Origin of the sequence: Intestinibacillus sp. NTUH-41-i26 (assembly GCF_032769475.1) — a bacterium.
In the GTDB taxonomy this organism is placed as follows: domain Bacteria; phylum Bacillota; class Clostridia; order Oscillospirales; family Butyricicoccaceae; genus Agathobaculum; species Agathobaculum ammoniilyticum.
On sequence record NZ_CP136477.1, the window covers coordinates 2,328,826 to 2,350,735 of the forward strand.

General features: G+C 56.8%; 21 protein-coding genes. 2 read left to right on the forward strand and 19 right to left on the reverse strand.

All coding sequences use genetic code 11. From position 1 onward, the window contains the following. Positions 1-153 precede the first annotated feature (153 nt). Positions 154-2,073: a sensor histidine kinase gene (locus RX717_RS11920; protein ID WP_159068186.1), complete on the forward strand. Its 1,920-nt coding sequence runs from the start codon at positions 154-156 to the stop codon at positions 2,071-2,073. A gap of 65 nt (positions 2,074-2,138) precedes the next feature. Here the strand turns inward: RX717_RS11920 and rbsK are convergent, their stop codons facing one another. The 17 genes from rbsK to RX717_RS12005 all read right to left on the reverse strand — a co-directional run bounded on the left by rbsK (position 2,139) and on the right by RX717_RS12005 (position 17,022). After that, positions 2,139-3,155: a ribokinase gene (rbsK, locus tag RX717_RS11925; RefSeq protein WP_107631767.1), complete on the reverse strand. Its 1,017-nt coding sequence runs from the start codon at positions 3,153-3,155 to the stop codon at positions 2,139-2,141. A gap of 24 nt (positions 3,156-3,179) precedes the next feature. Then, positions 3,180-4,187, reverse strand: a complete 1,008-nt coding sequence (locus tag RX717_RS11930; RefSeq protein WP_242977940.1) for a Gfo/Idh/MocA family protein — start codon at positions 4,185-4,187, stop codon at positions 3,180-3,182. A 43-nt stretch (positions 4,188-4,230) separates the two neighbouring features. Further along, positions 4,231-5,112: a sugar phosphate isomerase/epimerase family protein gene (locus RX717_RS11935; RefSeq protein ID WP_316960305.1), complete on the reverse strand. Its 882-nt coding sequence runs from the start codon at positions 5,110-5,112 to the stop codon at positions 4,231-4,233. A gap of 14 nt (positions 5,113-5,126) precedes the next feature. Continuing rightward, entirely contained in the window at positions 5,127-6,074 is a 948-nt protein-coding gene (locus RX717_RS11940) for a Gfo/Idh/MocA family protein (RefSeq protein WP_107631766.1), read from the reverse strand. Further along, the gene (locus RX717_RS11945) at positions 6,067-6,984 is read right to left on the reverse strand and encodes a dihydrodipicolinate synthase family protein (protein WP_242977938.1); all 918 of its coding nucleotides are present in this window, start codon (positions 6,982-6,984) and stop codon (positions 6,067-6,069) included. The genes RX717_RS11940 and RX717_RS11945 overlap by 8 nt, the downstream gene beginning before the upstream one ends. Before the next feature lie 107 nt (positions 6,985-7,091). Beyond that, on the reverse strand, positions 7,092-7,859 hold the full coding sequence (locus tag RX717_RS11950) for a sugar phosphate isomerase/epimerase family protein (protein ID WP_107631764.1): 768 nt from the start codon (positions 7,857-7,859) through the stop codon (positions 7,092-7,094). Positions 7,860-8,049: 190 nt separating this feature from the next. Continuing rightward, positions 8,050-9,084: a TRAP transporter substrate-binding protein gene (locus RX717_RS11955; RefSeq protein ID WP_054326449.1), complete on the reverse strand. Its 1,035-nt coding sequence runs from the start codon at positions 9,082-9,084 to the stop codon at positions 8,050-8,052. 86 nt (positions 9,085-9,170) lie between these two features. Continuing rightward, on the reverse strand, positions 9,171-10,487 hold the full coding sequence (locus tag RX717_RS11960; protein ID WP_054326448.1) for a TRAP transporter large permease: 1,317 nt from the start codon (positions 10,485-10,487) through the stop codon (positions 9,171-9,173). A gap of 15 nt (positions 10,488-10,502) precedes the next feature. After that, complete coding sequence (locus RX717_RS11965; protein ID WP_107631763.1) at positions 10,503-10,997, reverse strand: TRAP transporter small permease; 495 nt, start codon at positions 10,995-10,997, stop codon at positions 10,503-10,505. A gap of 27 nt (positions 10,998-11,024) precedes the next feature. Then, positions 11,025-11,990 (reverse strand): sugar phosphate isomerase/epimerase family protein, encoded by a 966-nt coding sequence (locus RX717_RS11970; protein WP_054326446.1) that lies wholly within the window; start codon positions 11,988-11,990, stop codon positions 11,025-11,027. A 36-nt stretch (positions 11,991-12,026) separates the two neighbouring features. Continuing rightward, positions 12,027-13,127: a Gfo/Idh/MocA family protein gene (locus RX717_RS11975; RefSeq protein ID WP_054326445.1), complete on the reverse strand. Its 1,101-nt coding sequence runs from the start codon at positions 13,125-13,127 to the stop codon at positions 12,027-12,029. A 24-nt stretch (positions 13,128-13,151) separates the two neighbouring features. Continuing rightward, positions 13,152-13,457, reverse strand: a complete 306-nt coding sequence (locus RX717_RS11980) for an ROK family protein (RefSeq protein ID WP_316960670.1) — start codon at positions 13,455-13,457, stop codon at positions 13,152-13,154. After that, a complete protein-coding gene (locus RX717_RS11985) occupies positions 13,405-14,091 on the reverse strand; it encodes an ROK family protein (protein WP_316960306.1) in 687 nt (228 codons plus the stop codon). Before RX717_RS11985 ends, RX717_RS11980 begins: the two co-directional genes overlap by 53 nt. Before the next feature lie 4 nt (positions 14,092-14,095). Continuing rightward, positions 14,096-14,662, reverse strand: coding sequence for an SIS domain-containing protein (locus RX717_RS11990; RefSeq protein ID WP_054326444.1), 567 nt, complete (start codon positions 14,660-14,662; stop codon positions 14,096-14,098). 16 nt (positions 14,663-14,678) lie between these two features. Next, a complete protein-coding gene (locus RX717_RS11995; RefSeq protein ID WP_107631761.1) occupies positions 14,679-15,122 on the reverse strand; it encodes a cupin domain-containing protein in 444 nt (147 codons plus the stop codon). A gap of 14 nt (positions 15,123-15,136) precedes the next feature. Then, a complete protein-coding gene (locus RX717_RS12000) occupies positions 15,137-16,171 on the reverse strand; it encodes a zinc-dependent alcohol dehydrogenase (protein WP_054326442.1) in 1,035 nt (344 codons plus the stop codon). A 17-nt stretch (positions 16,172-16,188) separates the two neighbouring features. Beyond that, entirely contained in the window at positions 16,189-17,022 is an 834-nt protein-coding gene (locus tag RX717_RS12005) for a sugar phosphate isomerase/epimerase family protein (RefSeq protein WP_054326441.1), read from the reverse strand. Between the two features lie 400 nt (positions 17,023-17,422). On the opposite strand from RX717_RS12005, the gene RX717_RS12010 reads away from it, so the two are divergent. Beyond that, complete coding sequence (locus tag RX717_RS12010) at positions 17,423-18,334, forward strand: LysR family transcriptional regulator (protein WP_107631760.1); 912 nt, start codon at positions 17,423-17,425, stop codon at positions 18,332-18,334. A 98-nt stretch (positions 18,335-18,432) separates the two neighbouring features. On the opposite strand, the gene RX717_RS12015 is transcribed toward RX717_RS12010, so the two are convergent. Both RX717_RS12015 and RX717_RS12020 read right to left on the reverse strand, forming a co-directional pair. Next, positions 18,433-19,647: an FprA family A-type flavoprotein gene (locus RX717_RS12015; protein ID WP_107631759.1), complete on the reverse strand. Its 1,215-nt coding sequence runs from the start codon at positions 19,645-19,647 to the stop codon at positions 18,433-18,435. A gap of 24 nt (positions 19,648-19,671) precedes the next feature. Beyond that, a complete protein-coding gene (locus RX717_RS12020) occupies positions 19,672-21,582 on the reverse strand; it encodes an acyl-CoA dehydrogenase family protein (RefSeq protein ID WP_107631758.1) in 1,911 nt (636 codons plus the stop codon). Between the last annotated feature and the right edge of the window lie 328 nt (positions 21,583-21,910).

Consider the following 21,910-nt stretch of genomic DNA (forward strand, 5'->3'; position numbering starts at 1 on the left):
ACCGCGAAGCCTCCGCCGGTTTACCGTGCGGAGGCCTCGCCATGTGGGGATGGACCGCATATGCCGCTGCATTCCGCTATTCCCAGCCGAACGCATGCGGCGCGCCTGTCCCCCGCGTATTCCTTTATCCTGCTTTTCCGGAGGTATCCCGTCTTGAAAAGAATCGTATTCGCCGTATTGACAACGCTGATTATCCTGACCGCCTTTTCCCCCGTGCTGCTCACCTATGTCTCCCCCATGGAGGACGCCTCCTATAATCTTTCGATCATCGGGGAGGACGGCCAGCCGTGGCAGGGCAACAAGGGCTGGACAGTGTACACCTGTACGGAGGGGGCGGTGAAGGAGCTGACGCCCACTGGCTACGGCGCCTATTATGGGCTGGACTATCCGGGGCAGACGTTCTATTTTTCCCGCCGGCTGACCGAGGAACTCGACAGCCCGACCCTGCGCATCGGCGCAGCAAACCGCACCTTCAGCGTGTTCCTGGACGACGAGCTGATCTACACCGACTGTCCGGAACTGGACAACCGCATCGGCTATCTTACGCTCCCCATGCTGGAGGCGGACCGCTTTGAACCGCTGGTTGTGTCCCTTCCCGCGGGCTATGCGGGAAAAACGCTCACCATCGCGCAGTCCACCTATGCCGTGGGCAGCGACGCCCCCGGCTCGGACGCCGATGTGTTCCCCGCAGATATCACACTCTATTGCGGCTACGCCTATGAAAGCGGGCTGATCGCCCAGACCGCCCGCCATATAATCCCCGCGGCCCTGCTCTTCTCAGCAGGGGTTTTCATGCTGATTATCTTCATTTGGAACGCCTCCTCCGGCCGACTGGACGCCAGCCTGCCGCTGCTTGCACAGCTTTCCTTTGCCCTGATGCTCCGCGAGATCGTGCAGGCGCCGTTCTTTTTCTACTATTTCGGCGTCCTGCCGATCGACCTGACCGCGCTTTGTCTGTATGTGTCGGCCTCCCTGCTGCTCGGCCTGCTCGTCTGCCCGCTTTCCGGCTGGCTGCGCTGGACGATGCTGACCGTCGCGCTGCTGCAGTTCGGCGTCGTCTGCTATAATACGGTCTGCGAATATCAGGGGACGGTGCATGCGCTGCTTTGCGCCAAAGCGACGGTATTCGCCCTTTTGCTGGCCTTTCTTCTGGCGCTGCTGGCCTGGCGGCGCGGCTCGGCTTTCCACCGGCAGTTTTGCCTGCTCGTACTGACCGGCGGCGCAATCGCCGCCCTGTTCCTGCTGCTCGGCCCGCGTTTTTTTCCAGAACTACAGCGGGCCGACGGCGCGCAGGCCACCGCGCTTTCCCTGCTGCTCGTCCTGATGCCGCTGTGTTTTGTTGCAGCCCTGATCGCTCTGGCCGTCCAGACTGTCAAAGGCCTGGTGCGCCGCCGGTCGGAGACCTCCATCCTGCTCGCCAAGGAGCAGTTCGCCCGCGCCAGCTACGACACCCTGCGCGCACAGACCGAGCAGACCATGGAGCTGCGCCACGACATGCGCCACCATCTGACCGTGCTGCGCGCCTTGTTGCGAAAGCAGGATTATACGCAGGCGCAGGAATATGTGGACGGCCTCATTTCCCAGAGCAGATCGATTACACCGGTCGTCCGCTGCGGCAATCAAATGCTGGATATCATCCTCAACGGAACGCTGGCGGCGGCCTTGCGCGACAAGGTTCGGGTGGAAGTCGTTCACGCGGCGGCGCCCGCCTCGCTCCCTCTGTCCGACCCCGACCTTGCTTCGCTGGTGATGAACGTGATGGAGAACGCCGTGCATGCCGCGTGCAGCTCGCCGGTCGGCGAGCGCTTCATCCGGCTCGATATCCGCACCAAGGATAATTTCCTCGTTTTCTGCTGCTGCAACAGCGCGCCGCTGTCCGAACCCGCCGCGGGATCGAAAAAGAGCGGTCCGCTCTCTTCCCACGGCTATGGCCTGAAGATTATCGACCGCATTCTCAAGCAGGCTGGCGGTTTCTGCCGGATTGAGACCGGCCGCGGCCAATTCCAGCTCACCTTTGGTCTTCCCTTGCGCTGCCCTGAAAAAACGGCGGCGCATAAAATGCAGCAAGGCTAACGGATAAGGCCGGCAGCTTTTCGCGCGGATGCGTGAAAAACTGCCGGCCTTTCCGCTTTCCTCCCCTATTTCGTCGAGGTTCCTGACCGTTCCAGCATGTCCAGTATATTCGTATCGATCCCACGGCAGCCCTTTTCCACGATCAGCGCTTTCACCTCTGTGATTGTCGGCAGGCTTGGCATCGCGCCCATGCGGGATACCGTGATCGCCGCCGTATGGCTGGCAAATGCCAGCGCCTGCCGCTCATCCAGCCCCGCAGTGAGCCCCGTGCAGAACGCGGCGACAAACGAATCCCCCGCCGCGGTCGTGTCGATGATCTTATCCATATGGACGGACGGGGTATAAACCGTGCCGTTTTGGTTGACGCAGACCGAGCCGTTCGCGCCCAGCGTAACGATCAGGTTTTTCACCCCGCGCTGCATAAAATAGCGTGCGGCCCTGTGCATATCCTCCCGATTGATGCCATTGCCAACAGCGATCTGCTGTCCGGACATCAGCGTCGCCTCATGCTCATTGGGGGATAGATAGGTCACATGGCCAAGCAGCGTATCCGACAGCGCCGCAGCGGGCGCTGGGTTGAGCATAACGGGTACGCCGGCCTCATAGGCCCATGCGGCCACGGACTCTACCACCTCCATGGGCAGTTCAAGCTGCAGCATCACAAGGTCATAGTCCGCAACGCGGGCTTTCAGCCAGGTGATCTCCTCCACAGTCAAGGTAAAGTTCGCCCCGGGGCAGACAGTGATCCGGTTTTTTGCGTCGTTTTCGCTCACTTCAAGCGTAATGTGCGCAACCCCCGTCGCCTCGGCCGGATCGGTCAGCACCCTGGAAACATCCACACCCGCAGCAGATGCCGTTTCGAGCAGCGTTTTGCCGAAGCCGTCCCGACCGACCTTGCCGACCATAGCGACCTCCGCCCCCAATCGGGCGCACTGGACCGCCTGATTGCTGCCCTTGCCGCCCGGGGCGGTGGTGAATTTCATGCCGATGATGGTTTCCCCCTCACGCGGCGCACGTTTCGTAGACGCCACCAGATCCATCATGATGCTGCCTACCACCAGAATATGAGGAATTTTTCCCATGTCTTTCTCCTTGTCTCCCGCTTTTCAGAATCGTCCGCCCAGCGTTTCCTTTGCGCCGCTGTATGCCGCCTTGGCATTCATTTCGTCCAGAATCGTCCGTGCCGCGAGCATCTCTTTCAGCGAGGCCCGCGGACGTGCGCTATTTGCATAGTCCGCAAGCGTAGTACGGGCGAAGATCGCGTAATAGGGATCGCTGTCCGTGTTCAACGCGATATGCGCCGGCACCGCACCGAAGGTACGCAGCTCCAAATCGTTGTCCGCAAGGATGTAGTAACCATTTTCAGTCACGATCGTCCAGCGGTTTTCACGCTTGGCACCGTCCGACATGGGATAGGCATAGCCGCTCTCGATCAGCAGGGACGCGCCCGTATCCAGCCGCAGCATGGAGGAGGCATAGGTCTCGATAGCATATTCCGAGGTGTATTGGTAGACCGAGGACAACATCTCCGCGCCTTGGCTGCCAGTCAGGTAGAGCGCCATGTCGATGAAATGCACGCCGAGATTGGTCATACAGCCGCCTCCCGCAGTCTCCTGTGACAGCATCCAGCGCGAGGTCGCAAGGTAGCGCGACGGTGGTCCCGCCACGAATTTGTAGGACATATGCACAATTTTACCGGAAAGATACCGGTTTTTCAAGTCGTTTACCGTGTCGCTGTACCGCCAGACGAATGGAATCGCGCAGAACGCATTTTTGCGCTCGGCGGCATTGTACAGTGTCTCCACCTCGCGGCGGTCAAGCCCTGCGGGCTTCTCCATTGTAAACGGGATTCCCGCCTCGATCAGCTCGGAGGCGACCGCATGCATCCGGTAGTGCGGGGCAAAGGCAAAGACGAAGTCCGGCTTCACTTCATGTAGCATCTGCCGGTGATCGGTGTAGGCTGGACAACCGTAGGGCGCGGCAATGCGGGCGGCAATGCCCGCGTCACCATCGCTCACACCCACGACCGAGTTCTCCGGCAAGCCGGGCAGATAGAGCGGTACATGCCAGTGGCTCACGCCCAAGAGGGCGATCTTCATGGTTTGATTAATCATAGCACATTCCCTCCAATGCTGTTGGGCGTTTTGGGATAAATTTTCACAGCTCGATGCCGCGCAGGTATTCCAGCGACCGCTTCATACCGATGGATGCGTCCGGAATATCATCCGGATGCCACCGGCGCTCATATTCGAGGGACAGCCAGCCGTCATAACCGCGCGCTTTGACCGCGCGCAGGATCTCCGGCCACGGTATAACCCCCTCGCCCACGATGCGCGTATACACATTGCGTTCGGATTCGTCCGGTCGCGCTACATTGGAAGAGGAAAACGCCACACCTTCTTTGAATACCAGATCCTTCACATGCATGTATGCCACATACTGCTGCTGTAGGGGAAGCGCTTCTTCATATCCTTCGTTTCCGGTAAAGGTCAGGTTTGCCTGATCGTACAGGATGCGGACTGCCGGATGGTCAATTTCCCTGATAAGCGACGCGCTTTCTTTCGCCGAAACCGCCATTGTATTAAAATGGTTCTCAATCACCAGCGTCACGCCTTTTTCTGCTGCTGCATCGCCCAGCTCGCGCATGGATTCGATCAGTCTGGCGCGGCGCTCCGCTAATTTCTCCGTATCCCCAGCGGCCAGATTACCGCCGTAAATGCGGATGTACTTTGTACCCAACTGATCGCAATAACCCATCACCTTTTTGATAGCGGCGATTTCGCGCTGGCGGACCGGTTCGTCCAGCGAATTGAAATAGGAGTTATATGGCGTCAGGCAGATGATCTGGATGTTGTTCTGCTCTGCACACCGCCTGACCTCGGCCAAAGTATTTTCATTGCAGTCACATGGTAGCCCAGAGCGGTAATCATTCTGTACAACAATCTCGACACCGTCTGCGCCGATGCGATGCAGCAGTTCGAGCGCCTCGCAAACAGTGTATTCCGGTGTACCCATGGTATGTCCGGCAATTTTGAACATAGCGGCTCCCTCCTTTAATCCATCGCCGGCAGCCCGGCGGCACGCAGGATGCGGTCGAGCAATTCGTGGGTCTTGTAGGCGTCCGCCGCATCGGTAAGCGGGGTTTTGCCGTCGCGCACACAATCGAGGAAATGACGGATTGCATTCGTAAAGCCCAGTTTATCCTCGGACTTGGCCCAGCCCATAGCGAGCGGGGTCATTGCAGTCTTATGCTGTTCCTCCGCATCCGTCACTGTCACACTGTCCGGCATTTTAATAAACGCCGAGCGGTTATTCCCATGCAGTTCAATGGTTTCCTCCCACTGGCCCGAGCAGCGGGCCGCGATCAGCATACCCGAAGCGCCGTTCTCGAATTCCAGTTGAGCGGTCGTAAACGTCTCATAATACGGATCCGTGAACTTGGTCAGCGCATTGACGTCCTTGACCTCACCGCCGTAGTAGCGCATCAGATCGACCATGTGGATCGCGTTTTCCAATGTGGCGCGGTACTCGGTCGCCGGACGGTTTTTCTGTGCGATGATCACCTCCGGAGACCCTTCCCCATAAACCGCCTTGGCTTTTTGGCAGACTGGCGCGTAACGGCGGTTAAAGCCGATCATCAGCTTTTTGCCGGTCTTTTCCGCAACGTCTGCAATGTACGCCGCATCCTTCAATGTGGTTGCCATTGGTTTTTCACTGTATACGTCAACCCCATGCTCCAACAGAAAAGCAATCTGCTCTGCGTGGCATTGCTTGGGGGTCAGCACAAAGGCGCAGTCCAGGCCGAGCGACACGAACGCTTCCAGGGTATCGACCGCATGCTGCGCACCGCAGAGACGTTGCGCATGCTGCGCGTTTTCCAGCTTGCCTGCCATCAGCCCGACAAACTCCACATCGTCAAACCGCGGCAGTACGGGAAGAAAGTTGTTCTTTGAAACATAGCCGATGCCGATTACACCAACTCGCAGCTTTTTCTCAGCCATTGATACCCTCCTCCTTATAGTACTCTTCCAGCACGCGCTCGAGCAACGCGTATTCTCCGTCCGTCAGCTTGCGCAGCGGCCCGCGGCAGGTGTCATTTTCAATGATGCCGCGCAGCTTGAGCAGCGCTTTAAGCGCCGGAATGCCCGGGACTGCCGCCAGTTCGCGGTCGGTCCTGACAATCTGCTGCTGCGTCCTGCGCGCGCCTTCCATATCGCCCTCACGGTACTGGCGGTACAGGCGATTGAACCGTTCGTGGAAGATCGCCCCCGGGCCGGTCACCGTGCCGACACCGCCTGTCATCAGGCACGGGAGGAACAGGCTGTCGCAGCCGATCAGCAGGTCTGGGATGCGCTCGCTGCACAGCAGATAATCCTCAATGCGCATCAGGTCAGGGCAACTGTATTTGATGCCCGCAACATTTTCGTATTTTTCCATCAGCCTGCCCAGCAGTTCGGGTTTGACGTCGCTCGTTGTGCAGCCGGGAATGTTATAGATATAAACCGGATAATCCGGCGGTACGCTCTCGACCACCGCGCTGTAATAGCCAAGCAGGGATGCCTCGTCCATAGGAAAGAATGCCGGCGACATCACGCCCACGCCATCCGCGCCGATTCTGACCGCGTGCCGCACATGAGAGATAGTCTCCGCAGTCGTCATGCTGCCGCACTGGATGAATACCGGAATGCGCTTTGCCACGGTTTCCACCATAATTTCCGCTGCCGTTTCGCGCTCCTCCCTGCTGAGCAGAAGGCTCTCCCCGTTGGTGCCGTTCGGATACAGGCAGTCCACCCCCGCCTGCACCAGATATTCCGTAAAGCCCGCCAGTGAGCGCTCATCCATTGATCCATCTTCGTGCATCGGCGTAATAGTCGGAATAACCACGCCGGATAATCTTTTTTCGTACATCATACTCTCCTTTTCCGTTATCTGCACCGCTTCAGCCCATAGCTCCGCTACGTTCCGCCGCCTGCTTCCAGGCCTTTCCCAGTGCGCTGGCCGCCTTTTGTCAAGTCCTGCTATTTTTCCAGCACCTCCATGACCTGCCGGCATGCCTTATGCCAGTTTTCGGGGATATCGGCTTCAATGGTCAGCGTGCCGTCATAGCCCGCCCGCTCCAGGCTGTCAAGAAACACACGGTAATCATAACCGTCCCTCACAGAAGGATAGTTTCTTTCCGGATAGGAAAGCGGATAATCCATGTGGATATGATGAATATACGGCAAATAGGTTTGCAAATCCTGAAACGGCTCTCCGGCCGCTACCATATGCCGAAGATCCGCCATGGTAAAAAGGTTGTTTATTTTTACTTTTTCTATCAGCTGCACCGCTTGTACAACTGTATTGATATAGTTTGAATATTTCGGTCCCAGCGGCTCCAGAATCAGTTCCTGATGATTTTCCTCCGCTTTACGCGCCATCAGGCGCAGCGCTTCTATGAACGCCTCTTCTTTCGGCCGTTCTGACGCCGTCCGTATCCAGCGCGCCTTGCCGTTCCCCAGGATAAGGGTACGGATACCAAGCCTCGCCGTTTTTCCGCAAGCCTCTTCCAGGTATGGCTCCAGCGATTCGGGTTTAAATCCCTCCTCGAAAAACAGCGGCTCTGCCACCGGCAGCAGGCGGGAACCAATCTGTATCGGCACGCCGATTTTTATGCTCTTTTTCAATTCATCCAGTGCTTCCCCGCTTAGATCCGCGATCTCGGGGACATCCAATTCTGCGAAATCATATCCCGCCTCTGCAATCGGCAGATAGTCTTTTATTTTGCCAAACCCACCTATTTTCATAGCAGCACCTATCCTTTCCGCATCCTGGAAACTCCAAGCCGGACGTTCCGGCCATTTCCCAGGCATAAAGATCATTTTTATTCAAACGGCCCTCATTCCTTCTCTTTTCTCAGCTTTTAAGATGAGTACAGAGCCGAAACGAGGGCCGCTATTCAGTTAACCGCTACCACATTCCATCCAGCGGCACGAATTAGTATTTTTCGCGGGTCGCAACGAGCAGCTCGTACAGTGCTTTCTGGCCATCGCTCGCCTTGGATAAAAACGCATCGACAACAGGCTGCGTCTTTGCCTGGAACGCTTCCTTGTCTGCTTCCAGGATCTCAACGCCATTTTCCTCCATGACCTTCAGGCCTTCCTCGGTGGCTGCCGGCCAGATCTCGTTATTCCACTGATCGGCAAACTTCTCGCCGGCTTCGAGGAGCGCTTCCTGATTTTCTGCCGAAAGGTTGTCGAACCATACCTTGCTGACGAAAACCGGATCCGGAATGGTAAAGTGCTCGGTCAGCGTGAAGTACTTGCACAGCTCATACCAGCTATTGGCGGCGATGACGGAGGGTGTGTGATCCAGACCGTCGATGGTACCCTGCTGCAGGGCGGTGTAGATCTCGCTGGAAGCCATGGGGGTGCCAATCGCGCCCATCGCGTTTACGGTATCCGCCAGAACAGCATCCTCCATGCAGCGCAGCTTCAGGCCTTTGAGGTCGTCAACCGTGTTCACGGCATGTTTCTGGTTCAGCACGCTGCGGCTGCCGATGTCCGTCCATGCGATGATCTTGAAGCCGTTTTCCTCCGCATTGGCCTCCAGCACCGCTTTTACCTCGTCATCCATAACGGTGTTCACGGCCTGGCTTCCGTCCTCCCACAGATACGGCAGGGAGAACACCGACCACATATCGTTGAAAGCGGACAGATCGGTGGCGGCGCATTCGGTCATCTCTATGGTGCCTGCCTTCAGCCCCTCAAAAGTCGCGGCCTTGTCGCCCAACTGGGAGGAGGGATAGAACTCCATTTTCAGCCGGCCCTCCGAGCACTCCTCGATCAGCTCAGCCAACACATTGGCACCATCCGCCTGCGTGCCGGTAGCGGGAAAGGTGACGGAATATTTTACCGTAATTGCACTGCTGGAACCATCGGAGGCAGGGGTTTGGCCGGAGCCGCCGCAGGCGGTGAGCATTGTCGTCATTGCCAGAACGCAGGCCAGGGCCAGAGTGAACTTCTTTTTCATGGTAAATCTCCTTTTCAATCAATAGTATGGTTGGTTTGGTAAGCATACAGATATTTCCCGGCGTTTACGTCCGCCAGAGAGCAGGATTAAATCGCCATGCCGAGGAAGGAGGGGAGCCCAAGAACCAGAAACGGGATATATGTAATCAGAAGCAGGCAGAGCACTTCGGCTATCATATAGGGAATGGTACCCTTAATTGCTTTTTCAACCGGAATACCGGCAATCTTGGAGGTGATGAACAGGCAATAACCCAAGGGCGGCGTGATGTTGCCGATGGTCAGGTTAAAGGCCATGATAATGCCGAAGTGAATCAGGCTGATGCCCATGGACGCCGCTACCGGAGCCAGGATGGGAGCCAGGATGATAACCGAAGCGCCGCCATCCATAAACATGCCCATGATGAGCAGCAGGATGTTGACCAGAAGCAGGAACATGTACTTGTTATCGATAATTGAGAGGATCAGGTCGTTCACAATCACAGGCATCTGCAGCGCGGTAAGGCCGTAGCTGAAAACCTTGGCGCAGGCGATGATCAGCAGCAGCGGGGCCGCGCTGTTGACACCCTGCAACAGGATCGGTCCAATCTCACGAATCTTGAGCGTTTTGGTGATGAACAGGCTAACCAGAAGCGCGTATACAACCGAAATCGCGCCGGCCTCGGTAGGGGTCATGATACCGCCCATAATGCCTCCAACAACGATCAGCGGCATACCCAGCGGCAACAGTCCGTCAATGATAGTCCGCTTGATCTCGCCCGCGGACAGGTGTTCCGTGCGCTTCGGGAAATGGACCACACGGTCGCGCAGCAGCACCACAAGCATCAGGATCAGGCCGCACAGGATGCCTGGCACGACGCCGCCCATAAACATCGAGCCGACCGAGACGCCGACCGCGGTCGCGTAGACCACCATGATAATGCTCGGCGGGATGATCGGTCCGCAGGTGGAGGCACTGGCAATTACGCCCGCGGCCTCCTGGGCCGAGTACCCCTCCTTGACCATGGCAGGGATCAGGATACCTCCCATGCAGGACGAGCATGCCTGCGCGGAGCCGGTAATGCCGCCGAAAAACATGCTGGATACGATGCCTGCGTGGGCAAGGCTGCCGGGCAGCCGGCCGATCAGCAGCATGGCAAAGCGGATGAGCTTTTCCGTGATGCCGCCTCGGTTCATGATCTCGCCAGCAAGCATAAAGAACGGGATTGCCAGCAGAGGCAGACTGCCAATGCCATTAAATATGGAGTTTGAAACGGCAAGGGTTGCGATGGGGGTATTGGTCGTCACGCCAAGCGCAACCAGGCTGAGCGTGCCGGTAAACAGCAGGGAAACATACACCGGAATGCCTGCCAGAATAAAGACAAAAGTCAGGATGACCAGCAGGGCGATAATTAAGCCTACACTCACAGGGGTTCGCCTCCTTTATTCTTGTTCAGTCGCGGGGTCATCGACGGTGCGGCTCTTGATCGTGCGCAGATACTCGTAGATCATCAGAGCAAAGCCTATCGGGATCGATACATAATAGTACATTCTGGGAATGCGCAGCGTGGTACTCAGCATGGTACCGGCGGCGGTATACTGTGCGGTCCAGATGAGCAAGAGCACCAGGAAAACAATGGTAATCGCCAGGAAGACCGACCGCAGCGCAATGCGCACCGCCTTGCTTTTTGGTTTGTTGACCAGCATTGTGAATTCGGTATGTCCGTTGGTGCGAACCGCTCGGGCGCTGCCGAACATGCCCATGGCCACCAGCAGGGCCTGATTGACCTCATCCGCCCACAGGAAGCCGGTTTGGAAAATATAACGCGCAATAACAGTGGCCGTTGCAATGCAGACGATAGCGGTCAGCGTTGCACCGCAGACGATGTTCTCAAGCCATCGGATAATCGTATCGATGCTGTTAAATAACTTTTTCATACTTTCTCTCCTATAGGCACTGTTTTGTTATGCCCACCACATTCCGGATGTTTCCGCAAAGATCGCGCAGCTTTTCACCATGTCCACCGCGTGCTGCAAACCTTCCAGCCGGTTGATCAGGCTGTCCTCATGCTCAATGCTGATCGTTCCGTCATATCCGGTCTTCCGCAGCTCGGAAAAAATATCTTTCCAGTACTTCGCGTCATTCCCGTAGCCTATCGTTCGGAAGATCCAGGAGCGGTGCGTCTCGTCGCTATAATGCTTTGTGTCCAGAACGCCGTTGCGCGCGGTGTTGTACCGGTCGATGCACACATCCTTCGCGTGTACATGGTAGATCATTCCCGCAAAGGCCCGAATCACGGCCACCGGCTCCATCCCCTGCCAGAGCAGGTGGCTGGGGTCGAAGTTGACGCCGATCTCCGGCCCGACCGCTTCCCGCAGACGTTTCAGCGTATCCACGTTGTAGACACTGAAGCCGGGATGCAGCTCCAGCGCGATTTTGCTTACGCCGCAGTCCTTTGCACTCTGAGCGAAGCTTTTCCAATACGGGATCAGGACCTTGTCCCACTGATATTTGAGAATATCCAGATTATCGTCCGGCCACGCACAGGTCACCCAGTTGGGATATCGGGACGCTTCGCAGTCCCCGGGGCAGCCGGAAAAGCAGGTGATGGTATCGACCCCCAGCTTTTCTGCCAGGCGGACGGTGTTGCACATATCCTCATGATACTCTTCCGCCTTCGCCGGATCGGGATGCACCGGATTGCCGTGACAGGAAAGCGCGCTGATCGTCAGACCGGAGGCTTGGAGGGTCTGCTGAAATTCCTCCAGCGCCTCGGGAGAGGCAAGCAGGCGTTCCGGCGCGACATGCGCCTTGCCGGCGAATCCGCCACAGCCGGGTTCTATCTGCTCAATCCCCATTTCCCGAAATATTTTTAACGCATCTTCCAGCGGCCTGTCCTGCAGTACATTTGCCACAACGCCTATTTTCAATCCATATTCCTCCTTCCCTTGTTCATCATATGCTTATCAGACAACAACCCACTTGCCGCTGTGGGCGCTCTCATACAATGCGTCGCAGATCTTCATCATATGAAGACCGTCCTCAAAGGTCGCAAAGGGGTTTTCCGGTGCTTCGCCGCGAATAGCCCCATAAATCGCTGTGAAATTCTGCTTGAAAGCATCGGGGAAGCCCTCCGCGTGGCCGCCCGGATATCCGATGACAGCGGCCGTCGCACGGTCTACCAGGGAGGGGTCCTTGGTCAACAGCCCGTTGGGACCGTCCCGATGGCCGATCAGCAGATCGTTGACCCGCTCGTTATCCCATTCCAGCGACTGCCTGGTGCCGGCCACCTGTAGCACGGTCTGATTCTTCTTGCCAGAGAATACTGCAGAAAACGTGGCGGTGCCGACAGCCCCGCCGTCGAACCGGAGCAGGACGCAGGAGAAATCCTCCGTATCAATGTCCACATCTTTTGGACCCTGCTCCGTCATTTGCGTGCGCTGTGGATAAACGGTTTTAAATTCCGCGAAAACCTCGGTCACCTGCTGGCCGGTGACGTATTCGGCCAGATCAATCCAGTGGGAGCCTAGGTCTGCGGTGGCCCGTGTCTTGCCGCACTGGTCGGACAGCAGCTTCCAGCTGAAATCCGTCTTGTACTGCAGCCAGTCCTGCAGATAGCCGCCCTGGATATGATAAATTTCACCGAGCTCTCCGTCCAGCGCCATGCGCCGCATCCGGTAGGGGATGGGGTAATAGCGGTTGTGGAAGTTCAATGCGCCGATCACGCCGCTCTTGCGGACCGCATCGACCATTTTCTGCGCCTCTTCCGCGTTTCGCGCCATGGGCTTCTCGCAGACGACATGAATACCCCGCTCTATGGCTGCCATGGCAATCGCCATGTGGGTGCTGTTGGGCGTGCAGATGTGAATGCAGTCAGGCTTGCAGGCATCCATCATTTCCACATAATCCGCGTAGCCCGCGGGAACGCCCAGCCGTTCGGCCTTTTCCTTTGCGCCAAACGAATCCGCAATGGCCACAACGTCCACATGGGGGATTCGCCTGAGCGCTTCCACATGGGCAAACCCGATAAAGCCCATGCCGACTACCGCTGCTTTTAAGCGTTTCATATGCTTCCTCCCTGTTTATCGTACTTATACTGCGATTGCAACCGCGCCCATCAGAGCGGCTTCATAGCCAAGGGCGGTCGGCAGGATCGGCACGTCTTTCATCTGTGCAAAGGTATACCGTTCCATAGACCGGCGAATGCCCGGCATGAGCAGGTCCAGCGAAGCCGATACCCCGCCGCCGATAATGACCGCTTCCGGATCAAGAATATTCGTGTAATAGGAAATGCCCTTGCCGAGATACTCGCCGACCTGCTGGAAAATCGCTGCGGCGGTCTCATTACCGTTTTTCGCCAGCTTCGCACAGGAAGCGCCCGAAGGGCTCTCTCCCAGCCGGTCGAAAGCCGCCCCGGAAAGCCGCGTCCTGCCGCGTCCGCTCCTCGATCAGCCGGTTCAGGGCCGTTCCGGAACCATGCGCTTCCAGACAGCCCTGCTCTCCGCAGGGGCAGCCGCAGGGCTTTTGGTATTCCACCTTGAGATGGCCGAACTCACCGGCATAGCCATGTGCGCCGCGAATCAGCCGTCCATCGCTGACGACCGCACCGCCTACGCCAGTGGAAACGGTCATCCACCCGAAGCTGGAAAACCGCTTCCCCAGCCCGAAGCGCACCTCTCCCACGGCGCAGGCGTTTACGTCATTTTCGCACACAACCCTGGCAATCCGGAGCTTTTTGGAAAGATACGCCCTCACGGGTATCTGGCTCCAGCCCGCGTAAACCGCCCGAAGCAGAACCCCTTCCCCGCGCTCCACAATGCCGGGAAGGTTGACCCCGATGCCGGCAATCTGTTCCATACGCAGGCCGCGTTTTTCTGCAAACCGGCAGAGGATTTCGCAGCATACATCCAGATGCCGCAGGCAGTCTCCGGTTTCGGTGGGAAACTGCTGTTTTTCATAAATTTTTCCGGCGTCGTCCGCAAGGGCGACAATGGTTTTGGTACCGCCGATATCAAAAGCCCCAATGTACATAGGCTTATCCCTGTGCGTTCTGGATGGCACGCTTCATATCCTGCGAGATGGCGTGCTCCAAAATCAGGTGGATGTCCTCCACCACGCCGTAGTTCTTTGAGGGGAGCACAATGGAAAGGTCGGACAGCCCGATCAGACTGCCGTTGTAATCGCCTACAATGCAAATCGTTTTAGCGCCGGCCGCCTTTGCATACTTTTGCGCCTCCACCAGATTGCCGGAGCTGCCGGAGACGGACAGAGAAATCACTAGGTCGCCTTCTTCCAGAAAATTTTTCAACTGCTCTACCATGGTCTGGTCATAGGCGTTGTCGTTGCCATAGGCGGTGAAAATAGAGGAGTGGTCAGAGGGGGCAAAGATCTTCAGCCGCTTGGAGTCCCCAATGTTGATGCCCTTGCCAAAGTCACAGACCCAGTGAGAGGCCGCGGCCGCGCTGCCGCCGTTGCCCAGCACGAACACACGTCTGCCGTTCTCGCGCGCCTCCTCCAGACAGGCCTCCAGCTTTTCAATGTCAGACCGGTCGATCGCTCCCAGCGTGCGCTGGAGCTCATCGCTGTAATTATCAAAAAACATGTTGCTTTACCCCCGCTTATTCGGCATGTTCGCCGTCATATGCGCTCTTGTCGTCATCCAGAACGTCATAGCCCGCCCGCATGTACAGGTCGAGCTGCGGCGGCGTCGCGATACCGAGCGTTACGAAAGGCTCTGTGTTTCCTGCGGGGTTGCGGGTGCCGTGCAGTACGCTGGGAGGCGCGAACACAATATCGCCGGCCTTGCAGGGGATCCACTTGTCATAGAGATAGCACTCGCCCTCGCCGGAATGAATAATCAAAATTTCTTCCGAAATAGGGTGCTTATGCGGTGCGAACTCTTTGCCGGGCTCATGGAAGCCGACCGCGATATTGGTGTTTTTGCATCCCATCTTGGGGTTCAGCGCGAAGTGAACCACATGGCCGTTGGGCATGGTCCAGGTTTCGCCGCCGCTGATGCTGAACTTGCCGCCATACTTCTGAACATATTCTTTCTTTGTCATCTCCGATATCTCCTTTATGAAAACTGAATCACTGCTTTGATGGCCGCGCCGCTTCTGGCGTCGGCAAAGGCCTGAAGGGCATCCTTATACTCGTAAACCGAAATGAGCTTCCGCAGATCGTCTTTCATCTGGACCACCTTTTCCACCACAGCCGAGGTTCCATCCGTTTTCAGCTGCGGCGCGGGACCCTTGGAGCCGATAATGGTCAATTCTTTTCGCATAATAGGCAGCGGCTCAAATCCATCAATGCCGCCGAAATACACACTGGGAACAACAATCTTACCACCGGTGCGGGCAGCGGCCATGGCGTCTTTCAGAACAGGAGGCGCTCCAGTCGCTTCGATGACGATATCGACGCCATCCTTCGCGGTCATCTCTTTAACCTGCTCCATCCAGGCGGGTTCGGATGTGTCTATCACATCCAGCAGGCCGGTCTTGCGCACCTGCTCCAGGCGCAACTTGCTGCGGTCCGCGCCGATCACCGTACCCGCGCCCATGGTCTTGAGGATCATGGCGGCCACCAGGCCGATGGCGCCCAGACCGATCACCAACACGCTGTCGCCGGGCTGGATATTTGCTTTCATTGCCACATGGTAAGCACAGTTGGCCGGCTCCAGAATGGAAGCGGTGATATCGTCCAGTTCGTCAGGGATGGGGCTGAGGAAGCTGTACGCATCCGTGTTGGTCACCAGCGTTTGCTCCGTGAAGCCGCCGGGCAGAAGGGCGTCATTCAGGCTCTTACAGTAGTTCTGCATGCCGTTGCGGCAGAACCAGCACCGGCCGCAGCCCTTGACCAGCTCGCTGGCGACGCGCATCCCTTTTTTCAGGCCGTTGGCGCCGTTGCCCACCTCCGTGATAACGCCGGAAAACTCATGTCCAAAATAGTGCTCACCGGAGAGGTCCCGCCTGCCGTTATACAGTGCCAAGTCGCTTCCACAGATGCCGCAGGCCTTTATGTCTACCCGAACGGTGCTGTCCGTGATTGCCGGGCGTTCATCGGTTTCCCGCATTTCCAACCGGCTGGGAGCCAGTAATCTGATTGTTCGCATTGCTATCGTACCTTTCTTCATCGATTAAACGCAGCCCGAGCCGTTTCGATGCCAATCTGCATCTGTCGGTCCGCTTCTTCCACGGTGTCGAACCATAGCTTCCATGGGTACAGGCCGAACACCTCGAACGAGCAGTACTTGTCAAAGCCCGCTTCCTGCAGAGCGCCCGCGACAGCCTTGAAATCAAAGTGTCCGGTGCCGGGCGCGTGGCGGTTGGAGTCTGCCAAGTGCAAATTCTGCAGCGCATATCCGTATTTCCGCACAGACTCGACAGGGTCGGCTTCCTCAATGTTCAGATGATAGGTGTCCGCCATGGTGCGCACATGAGGATGATCGACCTGCTGCACAAATTCGGTCGCCTGCTGCATCGTGTTCAGGAAGTTGGTCTCGTAGCGGTTGATCGCCTCGACCGCAAGGTAAACCTCCTTGCTTGCGGCGTATTCGCCCGCCTGGCGGATCACCTCCGCCATACATTTGACGGCTTCCTCGCGGTCGGTATCATCGTCCAGATGGCGGGTAGCGCCGCCGCTGCCGATGATGACGGTCGCGGCCTCCATATCAGCGGCGACATCAACCACCTTGCACAGATAATCCGCGCATTTGGCGTTGAGCGTCCGGTCCGCTGTGGCCAGCTTGACGCTTCCATCAAAAATGTAGTGGAGGGCGCTGCATGCAAGGCCCGCGTCACGGATCCAGCCCTTAACCTCGCGGCGGCGTTCCGGTGTGCTCTCTACGGGCAGATGCAGCGCTGCGGTCAGCTCCACTGCATCAAACCCAATCTTTGCGGCTCTGTTGATGGTATCATGCAGGTCATGCATGCCATAGACCGCCGTACACATGCTAAACTTCATAAATAGGCTCCTTTGGGATCTCATCAGTATCGTCTGTATGGGTCTGTGCTTCGATAGAAAAAAACTATTAAAAATTGTTGATCGTTTGAATCGAAATACATGCGAAGAATGGATTGGATTTTTTCACAGTACATTCGTGATTTCTAACAAAAGCTTTTGTTTATCTTCACCAATAGTGTAGCATGGTGATAGCGGACAAGTAAAATACTAACAAATTATTTTTTAATAGTTTGCGCTTATAACAGAGGAAAGCGCGCAATTCCCCATCGTTCGCTTTGTTGATTTTCAACATTTTATTAGTGTCTCATCCATTGACATTGCAGCACAGTGCATGTATAATAAGAAAAAACTAACAAAAAGCCCTGCGTAAGTTTTACTTTTATGATAGGGAGGATGCTCTATGACGCTGAACCAACTGCTGTATTTTCAGAAAATTGCCGCAATGGGCAATATGGGAAAAGCCGCAAAAGCGCTTCACATTTCCCAGCCCAGTTTGAGCGTCTCCATCTCCAACCTGGAAAAAGAGCTGAATCTCTCCCTGTTTCATCGAAACGGACACAATTTAGAGCTTTCCGCCGAAGGAGAGCAGCTTCTGGCGCATGCGGAAGCCATTTTAGCGGATTTACAGGCCGCGCAGCTACATATGCAGTCGCTCTCCGCCAATCGGGATATCCTGATCCGTATCGGCTGCATTTCACCGGTTTTATGGGAACACCTGCCGCGGATGGTCCGCGCGTTCCTGTCCAGGCCGGAAAACAGAAAAATGAAAGTCGAATTCATCACGGACAACACAGTTCCTCTGATTGCAAAGCTGCGGGATGGGTATTGCGATTTTCTCATTTGCTCGGCTTCCGACGAGGACGGTCTGTGTCAGACCGAGTTGATTGCGGAGCCCTTTGTGCTGCTCTGTCCGCCTGACGCCTATGTGCCGCAAAGCTGGGAAGACCTGTTTGCCTGCAGTGTGATCGGCTTTCAGAAACAGACCGCTGCGTATTATGAAATTTACGATATGCTCAAGCCCTATGGAATCGAGCCGGTTTATGGCCATATCGCCCCCGATGAGGCAAGCATCGCCAGTCTGGTCGCCCACGGCTTCGGTTATGGCATTTGTCCCCACGTGTCCCTTCTAAAGAATTACAACGTGCAAATCGCGCCCTTACCCCTCCCTAATAAGGGAATGGTGCGCCGGATTTACGTCACCCAACTGGCCAGCCGCCCACCGGTGGGCGCGGCCCAACGCTTCCTGAAATATCTGATGGCGTCGGCCGGACCAGACAAACAGGAAGCTCCGTTTACCGGAGCCCTGCTGTGAAAAAAGCGCCGTCCCATCGGTCATAACCGATGGGACGGCGCTTTTTAGGGGGATGTGCTGATATTTTTCTGTATGCTGGGCCGCGGCACACGTCCCGTTTACTGATTGACGGATTCCACGATGGCATCCGCAAGGGCATCCAGCTCCGCCGCTTTATCCGGCAGCAGCGCGGAGGCCATGGACAGCCGCTCGTTGAGCACGGTCATATTCTTGAGTTCCTCATCGATGAATTTCTGCATCAGGTCGCCCGACTTGACCGCCCACGAACCGTTTTCGATGATCGCAAAGGTGCGGTTCTGCAGGTTAAGCGCCTTCATATCCATCAGGTAGTTGTGCATGACCGGATAGATACCAAGATTATAGGTCACAGAGGCCAGCACGATATGGCTCAGCCGGAAGGTTTCGGAAATCAGCTGTGAAACATGGGTGTTGGATACATCGTACAGCCAGACGTTGCTCACGCCCTTTTCACACAGCTTGCCTGCCAGCGCCTGCGCCGCGGCTTCCGTATTGCCGTACATCGAGGCGTAAGCGATCATGACGCCCTTTTCCTCCGGCTCGTAGCGGCTCCAGTGATCGTACTTGTCGATAAAGTACATCAGGTCCTTGCGCCAGACCGGACCGTGCAGCGGGCAGATGAATTTGATCTGATCCAGGATGCCCGCCGCCTTTTTGAGCAGCAGCTGGACATGCGGGCCGTATTTTCCCACGATGTTGGTCAGGTAGCGGCGGGCGTCGTCGATCCAGTCGCGGTCGAAGTTGACCTCGTCCGCGAACAGCTTGCCGTCCAGTGCGCCGAACGAGCCGAACGCATCCGCCGAGAACAGCACGCCGTTTGTGGTGTCAAAGGTGACCATGGCCTCGGGCCAATGCACCATGGGCGCCGCGACAAAGGTCACAACATGCCTGCCGAAGCTCTGGGTGTCACCTTCCTTGACCTCGATCAGCTCATGGCCGTCGATGTCAAAGCCGAACTGGCGCATGAACATGAACGCCTTTTCGGTCGAGATCACCTTAACCGACGGATAGCGGAGCAGGATCTCCTCGACAGAAGCGCCGTGGTCTGGTTCCATGTGGTTGACGACCAGGTAATCCAGTGGCCGCCCGTCCAGCAGATGCTCCACGTTTTCAAGGAGCTGGCGGCAGGCCGACCAGTCTACCGTGTCGAACAGCACGGTCTTCTCATCCAGCAGCAGGTAGGCGTTGTAGGACACGCCGCGCGGGATGGGAAAGATGTTTTCAAACAGGGCGAGACGATGATCGTTCGCACCGACCCAGTAGAGATCGTCCGTTACATTGCGCACGCAGTACATATATTCTCCTCCTTATTCTTCCAGTCAGGCTTCAATGAACATATCCTTGCCTTCGCCGCACTCCGGACACACCCATTCCTCGGGCAGCTTTTCGAACAGCGTACCGGGGGCGACCTCCGCGTCCTCGTCGCCCAGTTCGGGGACGTATTCGTAGCCGCAGCCGCCGCAGACATAGCGCTTGCCAATCGGCTCGGGCTTGGGTACAGGCGGGCGTTTCATTTTGACCATGGGCGGGGCGGGCTGCTTTTCGCCGGTATCGAGCGCAGCGGTCAGCAGCGGCAGGATCTCGTTGACATCGCCCACGATACCGTAGTCGCAGTTTTTGAAGATCGGCGCATTGCCGTTCTTGTTGATTGCTACAATGGTCGAGGCATCCTTGATACCCTTAAGGTGCTGGATCGCGCCCGAGATACCGCAGGCAATATACAGGTTGCCCTTGAATTTCTGGCCGGACATGCCGACATAGCGGTCCAGCGGTACATATTTGAGCGTCTCCGCCACTGGGCGTGAGGAGCCGACCGCCGCGCCCGCGGCGCGCGCCAGATCCTCGACCAGCTTCATGTTCTCCCTGCTGCCAATGCCCTGTCCGGCGGAAACCACACGCTCCGCCTGCGTGATCGGAGTATCGATTGAAATGCCGACGGTGAAGTCGTGTCCGTCCTTCTGCAGCGCCGCCACCAGCGCCGCCACCTTCTCTTCCGGCGAGCCTTCCTTGAATATGTTGTGCTTGCGCACGCCCGTGACCGGCGCGGGCTTCTTGGGCCGGCTGGAGGTGCCGCCCTCGCTCTTGGGCGGCCTGCCCAGGATGTTGGACGCGATCACGACGCGCTGGATCTCGTTGGTGCCTTCATAGATGGTGGTGATCTTGGCGTCGCGGTACATGCGTTCCACATCCATGCCCTTGAGGAAGCCCGTGCCGCCGAAGATCTGCAGCGCGTCGTTGGTGACCTCGAGCGAGATGTCGGACGCATACATCTTGGCCATCGCTGCCTCCATCGCATACGGCTCGTGCGCTTCCTTCAGTTCAGCCGCGGAGTAGACCAGCATCCGCGCGCAGCGCAGCTTGGTCGCCATATCCGCGATCTTGAACGAGATCGCCTGCTGGAAGCCGATCGGCTTGTCGAACTGCACGCGCTCCTTGGCGTAATCCACCGCCGCTTCATACGCGCCCTGCGCGATGCCAAGCGCCTGCGATGCGATGCCGATGCGCCCACCATCCAGCGTCGCCATCGCAATCTTGAAGCCCTGCCCCTCCTTGCCGAGCAGGTTCTCCTTGGGTACTTTCACATCGTTGAAGATCAGCTCTGCGGTGGACGAGGAGCGGATGCCCATTTTGTCATAATGGTCGCCAAAGCTAAAGCCTTCCCACCCCTTTTCGACGATAAAGGCCGAAATGCCGCGGGTACCGATATCCGGCGTGGTGACCGCGAACACCACATAGGTATCCGCCTTGGGCGCGTTAGTGATGAAGATCTTGCCGCCGTTGAGCAGATAATGGTCGCCCTTATCGATCGCGGTCGTCTCGGTGCCGCCCGCGTCAGAACCGGCATTCGGTTCGGTCAGGCCGAACGCGGCGATCTTTTCGCCCTTTGCCAGCGGAACCAGATATTTCTGCTTCTGCTCCTCGGTGCCGAATGCGAAGATCGGCCACGAGCCGAGCGACACATGGGCGGACAGGATAACGCCCGTGCCGCCGTCCACGCGCGACAGTTCCTCAACCGCGATTGCGTAGCTCAGCACATCCTGTCCGGCGCCGCCGTATTCCTTGGGATAAGGCAACCCCATATATCCGAGCTTGCCCATTTTCCGGACGGCTTCTGCCGGAAATTCATTCTCCTTGTCCATGAGGAAGGCCTGCGGCTTGACCTCTTTTTCCGCGAAAGCGCGGATCTCAGCGCGCAGCTTTTCATGCGCGTCAGTGGTATGGAACAACATGGGGAAACCTCCTTATTTGATCCTTCTTGTGTTGCAAATGTTTTGTTATGCATATAGTATACCATTTTCATATTTTTTCTTGCAATGCCACTTTTGTACGAATCAAATGCCTTCTTTTTGCGTTTCTATCCAATCATATGCGCAATATATCCAAACAAAATATACTTTTTATGTGTGTTTTAGCATTTGTGGCTCCCGCCCGCAATCCCATTCGTTTTACGGGCAAAAACTTGCTCCCCACTGCCGTTCCAGAAGCTGGGAGCCTTATCGACCGTTTGCCCTCTTACATTTCCGGTTTTTTTCTCCGGTCGTGTTTTTCGTAATATTC

Coding starts and splice junctions, on each gene's coding strand:
- RX717_RS11965 (WP_107631763.1), bottom strand. CDS start 10,997: ATGAAAAAGTTATTTAACAGCATCGATACGATTATCCGATGGCTTGAG.
- rbsK (WP_107631767.1), bottom strand. CDS start 3,155: ATGGGAAAAATTCCTCATATTCTGGTGGTAGGCAGCATCATGATGGAT.
- RX717_RS12020 (WP_107631758.1), bottom strand. CDS start 21,582: ATGTTGTTCCATACCACTGACGCGCATGAAAAGCTGCGCGCTGAGATC.
- RX717_RS12000 (WP_054326442.1), bottom strand. CDS start 16,171: ATGCGAACAATCAGATTACTGGCTCCCAGCCGGTTGGAAATGCGGGAA.
- RX717_RS11985 (WP_316960306.1), bottom strand. CDS start 14,091: ATGTACATTGGGGCTTTTGATATCGGCGGTACCAAAACCATTGTCGCC.
- RX717_RS12005 (WP_054326441.1), bottom strand. CDS start 17,022: ATGAAGTTTAGCATGTGTACGGCGGTCTATGGCATGCATGACCTGCAT.
- RX717_RS11975 (WP_054326445.1), bottom strand. CDS start 13,127: ATGAAACGCTTAAAAGCAGCGGTAGTCGGCATGGGCTTTATCGGGTTT.
- RX717_RS11940 (WP_107631766.1), bottom strand. CDS start 6,074: ATGGCTGAGAAAAAGCTGCGAGTTGGTGTAATCGGCATCGGCTATGTT.
- RX717_RS11935 (WP_316960305.1), bottom strand. CDS start 5,112: ATGTTCAAAATTGCCGGACATACCATGGGTACACCGGAATACACTGTT.
- RX717_RS11930 (WP_242977940.1), bottom strand. CDS start 4,187: ATGATTAATCAAACCATGAAGATCGCCCTCTTGGGCGTGAGCCACTGG.
- RX717_RS12015 (WP_107631759.1), bottom strand. CDS start 19,647: ATGTACTGCGTGCGCAATGTAACGGACGATCTCTACTGGGTCGGTGCG.
- RX717_RS11945 (WP_242977938.1), bottom strand. CDS start 6,984: ATGATGTACGAAAAAAGATTATCCGGCGTGGTTATTCCGACTATTACG.
- RX717_RS11950 (WP_107631764.1), bottom strand. CDS start 7,859: ATGAAAATAGGTGGGTTTGGCAAAATAAAAGACTATCTGCCGATTGCA.
- RX717_RS11995 (WP_107631761.1), bottom strand. CDS start 15,122: ATGACAAAGAAAGAATATGTTCAGAAGTATGGCGGCAAGTTCAGCATC.
- RX717_RS11990 (WP_054326444.1), bottom strand. CDS start 14,662: ATGTTTTTTGATAATTACAGCGATGAGCTCCAGCGCACGCTGGGAGCG.
- RX717_RS11955 (WP_054326449.1), bottom strand. CDS start 9,084: ATGAAAAAGAAGTTCACTCTGGCCCTGGCCTGCGTTCTGGCAATGACG.
- RX717_RS12010 (WP_107631760.1), top strand. CDS start 17,423: ATGACGCTGAACCAACTGCTGTATTTTCAGAAAATTGCCGCAATGGGC.